This window comes from Streptomyces sp. NPDC044061 (assembly GCF_056434305.1).
Map to the genome: position 1 here is coordinate 16,297 of NZ_JBWKFL010000033.1, position 9,292 is coordinate 25,588.

A 9,292-nucleotide genomic window follows, 5' to 3' on the forward strand; every position below is an offset into this window, starting at 1 on the left:
GGGGCTGCCCCACCCCGCTGGGGGTGCGGGGTGGGGCAGCGAGTGCCGCGCTGGGGGGACGCGGCTCGGACGGTCCCCGCGAGGGGGTGAAGGGGACCGAGGTCAGCGGGAGTTGTACTTCTCGGAACCGTCCGCCACGTGCCCAGTACCTCCGCACGCGGAGCAGGCGGCAACCTTGGCGTCCTTCACGACGGACAGCCAGAACTCGACCTGCTCATCCCCCGCCGTGCAACTTCTCCATGGGCTGGCCGTCGGCGAACACGCCAGTCAGCTCGGTGATTCGGAGCTGGTTGCCCGGGGTCTTGAAGGTGTCGGGCTTGGGCAGGTGGTAGAGCCAGCGGCCGTCGGGGTGCTTGAGGGCGTACACGGTCACGGTGGCATGGCCTTTCGGAATGTATGGGAGTAGGTCAGGCGGCCGGGGCGGTGAGGATCCGGTAGTCGCCGGCGTGGTAGCCGAAGTCGGCCCACTGGGTGGCCTGCTGGGCGGCGAGGGCCTCCAGCTCGGTGCGGGCCTGCGCCTCGTCCTGGGGGGTGACGGTGCGGAGACCGCCGGGGACGGAGTAGCCACTTGGCTCGATCAGGCGCAGGGTCAGCATGGGGTTCCCCCGGGAGGAGTGGACTTGAATAACTCCACTCTAGCGATGAATGCATGACTTAGCAATGCATATGCGGGAAGTGGTGTCGGGCATATGGAAAGGGGCCCGGCCCGAAGGCCAGACCCCTCACCGAACCGGCAGCACCAACGTCACGCCACGTCAGACACGACAACCAGCGGCCGCTGTGGAACCGGCTTGCCCGTCTCCCGGGCCCGCTTCTTGATCCGCTCCCACGACCGCTGAACCGCCGGCACCTCCATCCCGAGCCGCTGCGCCACCAGCTCGTACGACATGCCGCGCCGCAACCCGATCTCGATGGCCAGGCGCCGCTCATCCTGGTTCAACGGCAGCTGCTCGCGCTTCGACGACAGCGCCCGGTTCACCTTGACCACGTCCACACCGGCCAGCTGCCGGCGCAGCGCCGGCGCCAGGTCCCGGATGCTCTTCTCCGTCCTGGTGGTGTGCGACGGCGGGATCCGGTCGCCGTACTCGTCGAACGTCACCCAGGCCAGGGCCTCCTTCAGCGGACGCTCGGGATCGACGACCGCGGCCAGGACGACCGCGAGAGCCTCCAACTCATGCCGGGTCAGGCCCGAAAGCCGGGCCTTGATGTCGTCGGCAGAGCCTTCGTGGACGTCCACGACCAGGCCGGCCGCCTCCGGCATCAGCGCCTCCACCATGTTGCCGCGTTGCTCAGCAGTCAGGTTGCCGCTCATGTGGTCGTCGCTCCCCTCGCGCCCTGGGCCGCCTCCTGGCCGGTGAGCCGCTGACGCACCCGGTTCACGGTCTGCACATTCGTCCCCAACTGCCGGGCGATCGCCACCGCCCCCAGGCCTTGGGCGTCCAACGTCTCGAACTCGGTGAGCCGGTTGCTGAGGATGTCCTCGAACGCCGACTGCACGCGACCGCGGTACTCCCTGCGCCTGCGCCCGTGCAGGCGCCTGCGCTCCTCCTCTGTCAGCCCGCCCCAGACGCCGGCGTCCTGACGAGTCGCCAACGCATATGCAAGGCACGACTCCATCACCGGGCACCTTCGGCACACTGCCTTGGCATCCGCCTCCTGCAGCCTGGCCGCACTGCCGCCTCCCACAGGGAAGAAGAGATCAGCGTCTTGGGTACGGCAGGCGCTTCGCGTTCGCCAGTCACGCGCGGCGGTTGTCGTGCCGGGGCGAGTGGTGGTGCTCATGCGGTGACTCCGGAAGTGGTCGGCCAGACCGCCTTGTCGAGGGCGGCCCGGTGCGTCTTGGGCAGATCGGTGATGCGGTGGCGAAGCCAGTCACGGCCGGCTGCCATCAACGCCACCGCGTCAGCGGCGTTGTCATCGCCTTCGGTCACCCAGTCGGGGAAACGCCGGGTGACAGCGTCGATGACGGCACCCTTGCCCGCCTGCCCCTTGCCCGTGGCGTACAGGGCCCGCTGGTTGGGGGTCATCAGGCCGACGGGGATCTCTCGAAGGCCTAGGTGGTTGTAGATCTGCCACCAGAACCAGCCGCGTTCGTGGGCGCCGCCCCCGCTACGGGAGGGCGCGGGCAGTTCCATGACGGCCAGGTCCGGGGTCCCGACGGCGGTGGTGACCTGCTCGAGGAGGGCCCGCATCTCGGTGAGGCGCTGGGCATGGGGGAGCTGGGTGATGCCGGGGTCCTTGGCGCGGGGCCGCTTGTAGCCGATGACTTCGACCCAGCCGTTACTGGAGGCGATGCCTGTTCCGGTGAGGGAGGGGTCGATGCCTACGACTACGGGTTGGCCGAGTCCAGAGCGGGTGGTCGTCTCGGGGGCGGTGATGCTCACTTGGGGTACTCCTGGACGGGTATGGGGCCGTGGGGGCCGGGGCGGAGGTAGGTGGCGAGTCCGGGGGCGTGGCCGAGGTGGCAGGCCCGGCATTACTTGCAGCGGTAAGTGTTGAAGCGGGGTCCGCCTTGGCCACGTATCTGTCGGGCTCGGCGTCGAGCTGCTCGCCTGCTTGGAAAGCGGGCCTTGCCGTGGCAGGCCCGCAGGTAGGCGTTCATGCCGGGGCGGGGAACTCGTCGTGGGTTCGGCCCTCCAGCTCTCGGCCGGCGTTCTTCTTACCGACGCGGGCGAGTTCGACGCGGTGCCCGAGGTCGTCGACCGGGTCACCGGCGAGGAGCGTGCCCTTACTGGTGCCACCGATGACGAGGTAGCCAGTGGGCGCGTACTCGCCCCACTGTTTGAAGAAGAAGGGGACGTTGGCGGCGGCGCACTGGTCACGGAGGCTGGTGGCCCACTGGGGTGCCATCGGACGGGCCTTGCGCCCGGACTCGCCGCCGACGATGACCCAGTCGATGCCGAGGCTGGTCCGGTCGATGACGCGCCAGGGGACGTGCCGCTCGTCGGTGGAGCAGTCAAGGCAGATGTAGTCGTCCGTGCCGTCGAAGTCCCGCGCGTGGGTCGAGTGGTCTCCCGCGAACAGGTCGACCGGGCCGAGGAGCGGCTCGCAGGACAGGAACCGCACCGCGGCTGGCGTGTCCACCAACGCCGGGATCCGGATATCCGCCCACTGTTGGTTCTCCACGCTCACGCCGAGCCACAGGTTCGGGAGGGGCCACTGCCAGTCATCAGCCGGGAGGCCCTTGCCGAGGGCACGGGTGCGGACCTCGTCCACCCAGGCCTGGTCGCTGAGGAGGCTGCGCATGCGGCCGTGGCGCTTGGTCAGCAGCTGGAAGGTATGCCGGCGGGCGGCCGCCATGACCGCGAAGATGTCGGCGATCCAAGCCTGGTCGATCTCGGCGTGGAAGAGGTCGCTCATGGAGTTCACGAAGACGCGGGTGGCCTTGCGCCACTTGAGGGGGTCGTTGACCTTGTCGGAGCGGATCTGGACATCGAAGCCCTTGGGGAAGGCCGCGTGGCCACGGAACCGTTCGGCGATGGTCTCTGCATAGCAGTTGTCACACCCCGCGCTGATCTTGGAGCAACCCGTAACTGGATTCCAGGTGCGGCCGGCGGTGCCGTCGTCGTTGCGGGTCCATTCGATGGTCGTGGTCTCAGACACGGGGCGTCTCCAGTGACGGCTTGGGAAGGGTGATGGCGTCGTAGACGTCGCGGGCCCAGCGGGCGTCGCCGAGGGCGGTGTGGGCTACGTCCGGACCGGGGGGCTCCACGCCGACGGCCTGGGAGAGGCGACGCGAGGAGTACGGGTGGGTGGGGTAGTCGCCGGGGAAGAGGAAGTCGCCTCCGTAGGCGCCGCTGGCGGCCTGGCCGTAGCGGTAGCCGGCGGCGAGGGTGGCGATGTCGATGGGCCGGTAGTGCCAGGGCAGCTTGCGGCGATGGGCCCACAGCAGCTTGGACAGGAACCCCGCGTCGAAGCCCGGGTGCGACCCGATCAGAACAGCGCCCGAGAGAGCTTCCTGGAGGTCGAACAGCATCTCGGGGAGCTTCAACCGCAGCGGAGGTCCTGACGGGATGATCTCGATGGCGTCCGAGTCGTCCGGTACGGCGAAGCGTTCGTGGTAGCGGCCGATGGCCAGGGCCTCGGGGTCGGCGGTGGTCAGGTCGGGGCGGACTTGCCAGATGTGTTCGGTGTCTTCACCGTCCTCGCGGCGGTGGATGACAGCGATCTCCCAGGCATGGCCAAGCCGCGGGTCCAGATGTGTGGTCTCGGTGTCGACGAAGGCGATCGCGGTCACGGCTGGGGGTGCTCCTTGGGCTGGTCGTTGTCGGCGGTGCGGGCGGCGAGGCCGGCGGCTATCTCCGCCTGGGAGAGGGACTGGGTGTCAGCGATCGCGGACCGGGCGCGGGCGAGGGCGGCCCCGAGGTTGCGGATGGCCGGGTTCGGGGCGGACGGCTCGGGGGCGGTGCGCTGCTCGCACTGGGAGGCGAGAGTGCGGGCCTGCTGCAGTTCGTCGGCGGTGTGGACGGTGAAGGGGTGGGTGTGGCCGTGGGGGCAGCGGATCGCGGCGCGGAAGGCGGACTGCTGGCCGGGGGTGGCGTGTGCGGGGGTGTGGGTGAGGACGGTGCCGTCGGAGAGGCGGGCGACGGGCCCGTCCCATATCCAGGCGTGGACGGGGAGCTTGGCGGTGGCGGAGGCCTGGGCGGCGCGGACGGCTGCCTGCTCGTGGGCGCCCAGGGGGCCGATGCGGACGCGGCTGCGCTTGGGGAGGGGGCGGCGGAGTTTGACGCCCGTGTTGACGGTGTCCTTCTCCGCTGCGGTGTGCTTGGTCAGGGTCTTGGGTGCGCTGTTGGTCTGGGTGGCCATGTCCGGCCTCCGTCCTGTGCTGGGGCTGGTGGTGCTCCGACGGGTGCGAGGGGGGGAGTGGGGGTGGGGTGGCTACGCGGCCGCGGTGGACGGGGGCAGGCTGAGGAGTGCCTGGACGGTCTCCTCGCTGACGCACAGAGCGACCGCGATATCCGTGGTGGACCGGCCCTGTTCGGCGTGCTCTGCGGCCATCCGTGCCCAGGCCTGGACGCGCTTGTCGGTGGGCACGTAGTCGAAGCCGACTCCGTAGACGGTGTCCTGCCGTTCGCGGCGCTGGCCGAAGGCGGGCAGTTCGGGTTCGGGGCGGCCCTCGGTGGCGGCCGGCATCCACTCCGACGGCAGGAGCTGCACGGCGCGGACCGTGGTGGCGGTGACCTTCTGGTCGCACGGGGCGGGGCAGCTCCCGCACAGGATGGCTGCCCGGGTCTGCGCGGCCTGCCGCTGCTCCGCCGGGACGTCGTCGAACAAGGCGTCGTAGACGTCCGTGTTGCCGACGCAGGGCAGCGTGGGCGTGCTCACCGGAGGGCTTCCGTCCGGCCGGAGGCCAGGGACTGCTCGAGCTGGACGCCCTTGACGTAGGCGGCGTAGCCCTGGCCGTAGGCGGCGCTCGGGTGGAGGTCAGCGATCCATGCGGCGCGGATGTTCAGCTCTTCGACGGTGAGGTTGGCGTGGTCGTCGTAGGCGTCGGCGCGGCCGGCGGCGCGGGCGAGGTCGTCGGCGGAGATTCCTCCGGTGGCGGGGGCGGCGGGGGTGATGGTCATGATGCTCATGGCGGGGTCCGTTCTGGTCAGAGGGCTGCTTCGTAGGCGGACACGGCGGCGTCGGTGACGCGGTCCTGGCCGTCGCAGTCGGGGCAGGGCTTGCTGGTGTTCCGGTAGAAGCGGTGTCCCAGGTCGTGGCCCTGCTTGCGGCGCGGGCTGAGGTCCTCGTAGGGGATCTCCTCGCCGTCGACCATCAGTGCTCCGTGGCCTCGGCAGGTGAGGCAGAACCCCCAGGCGTCGGCGTAACCGGGCTTGGGACCCGAGGTCTGGATGGCAAGGGCGTTGGCGGCGCGGAGGATCCGGCCGATGACCTCGTTCACGGTCGGCGGGCGCTTCGGCGCGACCGGGGAGGCGGTGGCGGCCCAGTTGGAGACGTGCTCCAGGTGGTTCGCGACGTACAGGCCGGGAGCGATCTTGTCCTCGCATGGTTCGGAGTCCAGGGCCTGAGAGATGGCCTTGATGGCGTCCATGGCGCGGGCGCTGGATTCGATGAGCCGGATGGAGGCGTCCTCGTCCTCGTAGAACTCGGCGGGCGGGCCGCAGCGTTCGGCGACGATGTAGGCGACGGCGCAGATGTCCATCGGGGCGGCGGGGCCGGGGGCGGCGAACTGCTCGCCGGTGTGGAGGCCGTACCGGGCGATGAAGGAGGCCATGGCCTCGAGGTCCTGGACGGTGCCGTGCATGTGGGTCTCCCCTGGTGGTTGTTCGCCCGCCCGGCCGGGGCCCTTGGTCATCCGCGACCGGGCGGGAGGTCTGTGGTGGGTCAGGCGGCCGTTTTGGTCATGGGGCCGAAGTCGCGGACGACCAGCGCGGCGCACTCGCAGTCGCGGACGATGTTCGGGCCCGTCGCCGGGGTTTCCTCGTCGGCCCGCTTGACGTGCAGGAACTCGACGATGCCGCCGAGGAACTTCCACGTGTCGCCGTGCCGGTCCAGATACTCGCCGCCGTTCACGAACTCCTCGTTGTCGTGGAGTAGTTCGCTGTCGAGTGCGTTGATGTAGATGTCCGTTCCGGTGTCCGGCTCGGCGGTGATGTCCGTCCAAGAGCCGCCGCTGTTCCAGTCGCCGTACGTCCGGGGGTTCGGCCGCCAGAGCCACGCGCCGTCGGCGGGGCGGGGCGTGCCGTGCCAGCCGTAGGCGCGGGGCTTCCCGGTCTTCGGGTCGGTGGTCACCTCGGTGCAGTGGAAGCGGAAACGCTCCCGGCCGCCGGGCCATCCGGCACGTCCGGCGTAGATGTGGCCCGGCTGGAAGAAGGTGGTCATCAGGTTCTCCGGATCGTCAGGCGGTTTCGCGGTGGCGGTCGGCGCAGGTGGGGCACTGGTGGCGGCCGAGGTTGTAGCCGGCGCCGTACTCGATGACGTGGGCGTCCGGGTCCTCGGAGTCGAAGATGACCGGGCAGTAGCAGGAGCAGCCGCACTTGCGGATGTCGCCGGCGGGGAGGCCGGTGAGGAGGGCGATCTGGCCCATGAGGGGCGCGTAGTCGTGGGGGCCGGCGTTGTCGGCCTGGTCCATGACCTGGTCGAACTTGTCCTGGGCGGTGGGGGTGAGGGCGCGGTAGTCGGCTTCAAGGCGTGCGCGGGCATGCGTCATCACGGCCACGGGTGCTCCAGGAATGGCAGAGGTGGTCAATCAGCCCTGGTGGGAGGGCTGTTGCCGTATCGGTGATACCACCATACCCGTGCTATGCATGAGTTGGCAATGCATTCACGGTAGCGGGTATGCGAAAGGCCCCGACCCCCGTGTTGGGGTCGGGGCCTGCGCACCGCGGTCAGATCCTGGAGTCCACCCACTCCGAGTGGAGCTTGATCAGCTCGGTCCAGGACGCGAAGTTGGGCTGGCCGCGCCGGGCCAGCGGCACACCCTTCTGGCGGCACAGCCGCAGGAGGGTCCTCATCGAGATGGGATGCTCGGACTCCGCGAGGAGTACGACCGCGTCGGCGAGCTTGATCTCGTCGGCGGCGCTGTAGGGGCTCATGTGACTGACGGCCATGCGGCCTCCCGGGGTCGGCGGCCGCCATCGTTCGCAGCTCCGGTGGCGCCGAATACGGGTGGACCGTTGCCGGTCCAGAGTTGTGGGGAAAGTGTGAAGTTGTGTCGTGGTGCTAAGTGAGACTCACGTACCCCGGATCAGGTTGCACTCGACTTGCGAAGATTTTTTCGACCCGTCACCTGCGCGTGTGCGAGCCAGGACAGGGTCGGCATGGTGGAGTACCCGTCGCGGTCGAGGCACTCCATGTTGGTGCACTGCACGTGCTTGCCCATGCCCGGTGACCACATCAGCCCGAATGTCCGGCACTTGGGGCAGCGGATCGGTCTGATGACCTTCCGCCAGTCCCCGGCACGGATGGCGTGCTCGAGGTACTGCCGGTACTCAATGATCTCCAGGCGCAGCCGATCGGTCTCATCGGCGTGCTGGGTGTGTTCGCGGGCCCAGTCGTAGACCTCGGCCGCCTCGGCCGGCACGGGCCCGGCGGCAGGGTTGGCGGCCAGGGTGTGGGAGACGACTTCCCGGACGGAGGCCTGTACGTGGTCAAAGGTGCCGAGCTGGAAAGGCGCATTGGAGGTAACAACCGTGCTGTGGCCCTCGATGGGCCCGGTCACGGGGTGCTCGAGGAAGAACTTCTGCAAGTGGCGGAGGCGGGCTGCTGCGCCGTCGGTTTCGCTGGTGTCCGTGGTGCCCATGGGTGTGTCCCCGTCCCCTAGGCGGCCCCCGTGGTCGCGCGGGGCTTCCTCACTCGGTGTGCAGGGGCGCGCGCAGGGGACCGGATGATGTCACTCCGAGTAAACCAGGAGGCCCATCTTGGCACGGGGGAGGCCGGAGTTGAACGTTTCGTGAGAAATGATCAACTCATCGTGGTGGGAGGGGACTTAACCGCTCTATACCAGATGGGAAGAACCCCCGGCATATGCGACAGGTTGGCGTGGGCCGGTGTCAGATGAGCCCGGGTACCTGCTCCAGCCGCCGGAGCGGGTCGAGGAGTTTGGCGAGTTGCTCGGCGTCGATGATGCCGCCCGCGTGGGATCCCTCGAGGAGGCGCGCACAGATCTGGAGCGTGCGGACAAAGGTGTCTGCCGTGTCGTCGTTGGCCAGCGTCTGCCGGATCTCCAGGAACGACTTCTCGATGCTCTCGGCCCACAGCCGCAGGGACTCGTCCGGGGTCCCGCCGCCGTCGGGCAGGGGTGGTGTCGTCATCGCTGTCCCCCGCCCCTTGGCTGTTTGGTGTGCACCGGCCCGGCGGCGCCTGGTCATATCGATTACGGCCCCGACGCCCCGCATGTTCATCGGATGGCGTGTGGGCTCGGCCGGTTCTGCTGCGGACATCTAGGGTCCCCTCTCCTCCGGCAGTGGGAAGGGTACTCAGCGCGCACCGGCTGATCAGGTCCGGTCGCCGTCCCGTGGTGTGGCTGCCAGTCCACACGTTGGGATGCCACTGTGGCACCGATTCGCGTTGGTGGGGGATAGCGGCTGGGTTTTTAACTCCTCTGTGACCGGTTTCAGCCACCCAGCCGACTCGAACGGCTACCTGCGGTAACTTCAGTCGTTTCTGGAAATGAGTCAGCCCCTGTTCCGGCGGGATGGTGTTGCCGACAACATCCGGTGCTGGCGCAGGGGCTGAGAGACCTCACGGCGCCCGGTGGGCGTACCCGTCTCTTGAGACGTGAGTCTAAGTCCAGAAGTCGGCAGCGCCTAGAGCCGGTTCCCCCGGGGGTGCATCGGGGTGGTGG

Annotated in this window: 15 protein-coding genes and 1 pseudogene; all 16 read right to left on the reverse strand. The window is 69.2% G+C overall.

The annotated features are described in order from the left end of the window. Positions 1-214: 214 nt before the first annotated feature. Complete coding sequence (locus AC07CM_RS37635) at positions 215-373, reverse strand: hypothetical protein (protein ID WP_478881007.1); 159 nt, start codon at positions 371-373, stop codon at positions 215-217. A gap of 34 nt (positions 374-407) precedes the next feature. Further along, positions 408-596 (reverse strand): hypothetical protein, encoded by a 189-nt coding sequence (locus tag AC07CM_RS37640; RefSeq protein WP_478881008.1) that lies wholly within the window; start codon positions 594-596, stop codon positions 408-410. A 149-nt stretch (positions 597-745) separates the two neighbouring features. Further along, positions 746-1,312 carry a hypothetical protein gene (locus AC07CM_RS37645; protein WP_478881009.1) on the reverse strand — a complete coding sequence of 189 codons (567 nt, stop codon included), beginning with the start codon at positions 1,310-1,312 and terminating at the stop codon, positions 746-748. 173 nt (positions 1,313-1,485) lie between these two features. Next, positions 1,486-1,782: pseudogene (locus tag AC07CM_RS37650) on the reverse strand (WhiB family transcriptional regulator); the annotation flags it as partial. Next, the gene (locus tag AC07CM_RS37655) at positions 1,779-2,384 is read right to left on the reverse strand and encodes a hypothetical protein (RefSeq protein WP_478881010.1); all 606 of its coding nucleotides are present in this window, start codon (positions 2,382-2,384) and stop codon (positions 1,779-1,781) included. The gene AC07CM_RS37655 and the pseudogene AC07CM_RS37650, both read right to left, overlap by 4 nt. A 214-nt stretch (positions 2,385-2,598) precedes the next feature. Further along, positions 2,599-3,603, reverse strand: a complete 1,005-nt coding sequence (locus AC07CM_RS37660) for a DUF5131 family protein (protein ID WP_478881011.1) — start codon at positions 3,601-3,603, stop codon at positions 2,599-2,601. After that, the gene (locus tag AC07CM_RS37665; protein ID WP_478881012.1) at positions 3,596-4,237 is read right to left on the reverse strand and encodes a 3'-5' exonuclease; all 642 of its coding nucleotides are present in this window, start codon (positions 4,235-4,237) and stop codon (positions 3,596-3,598) included. The genes AC07CM_RS37660 and AC07CM_RS37665 overlap by 8 nt, the downstream gene beginning before the upstream one ends. Continuing rightward, complete coding sequence (locus tag AC07CM_RS37670; RefSeq protein ID WP_478881013.1) at positions 4,234-4,806, reverse strand: hypothetical protein; 573 nt, start codon at positions 4,804-4,806, stop codon at positions 4,234-4,236. Before AC07CM_RS37670 ends, AC07CM_RS37665 begins: the two co-directional genes overlap by 4 nt. A 72-nt stretch (positions 4,807-4,878) precedes the next feature. Then, complete coding sequence (locus AC07CM_RS37675; RefSeq protein WP_478881014.1) at positions 4,879-5,325, reverse strand: hypothetical protein; 447 nt, start codon at positions 5,323-5,325, stop codon at positions 4,879-4,881. Next, positions 5,322-5,576: a hypothetical protein gene (locus AC07CM_RS37680; protein ID WP_478881015.1), complete on the reverse strand. Its 255-nt coding sequence runs from the start codon at positions 5,574-5,576 to the stop codon at positions 5,322-5,324. Before AC07CM_RS37680 ends, AC07CM_RS37675 begins: the two co-directional genes overlap by 4 nt. A 17-nt stretch (positions 5,577-5,593) precedes the next feature. Continuing rightward, positions 5,594-6,250, reverse strand: coding sequence for a hypothetical protein (locus AC07CM_RS37685; RefSeq protein WP_478881016.1), 657 nt, complete (start codon positions 6,248-6,250; stop codon positions 5,594-5,596). Positions 6,251-6,330: 80 nt separating this feature from the next. Beyond that, positions 6,331-6,828, reverse strand: a complete 498-nt coding sequence (locus tag AC07CM_RS37690) for a hypothetical protein (protein ID WP_478881017.1) — start codon at positions 6,826-6,828, stop codon at positions 6,331-6,333. Positions 6,829-6,844: 16 nt separating this feature from the next. Beyond that, a complete protein-coding gene (locus AC07CM_RS37695; RefSeq protein WP_478881018.1) occupies positions 6,845-7,165 on the reverse strand; it encodes a hypothetical protein in 321 nt (106 codons plus the stop codon). A gap of 169 nt (positions 7,166-7,334) precedes the next feature. Then, on the reverse strand, positions 7,335-7,556 hold the full coding sequence (locus tag AC07CM_RS37700; protein ID WP_478881019.1) for a hypothetical protein: 222 nt from the start codon (positions 7,554-7,556) through the stop codon (positions 7,335-7,337). A 137-nt stretch (positions 7,557-7,693) separates the two neighbouring features. Then, complete coding sequence (locus tag AC07CM_RS37705; RefSeq protein WP_478881020.1) at positions 7,694-8,248, reverse strand: hypothetical protein; 555 nt, start codon at positions 8,246-8,248, stop codon at positions 7,694-7,696. A 250-nt stretch (positions 8,249-8,498) separates the two neighbouring features. Continuing rightward, entirely contained in the window at positions 8,499-8,759 is a 261-nt protein-coding gene (locus tag AC07CM_RS37710; protein ID WP_478881021.1) for a hypothetical protein, read from the reverse strand. Between the last annotated feature and the right edge of the window lie 533 nt (positions 8,760-9,292).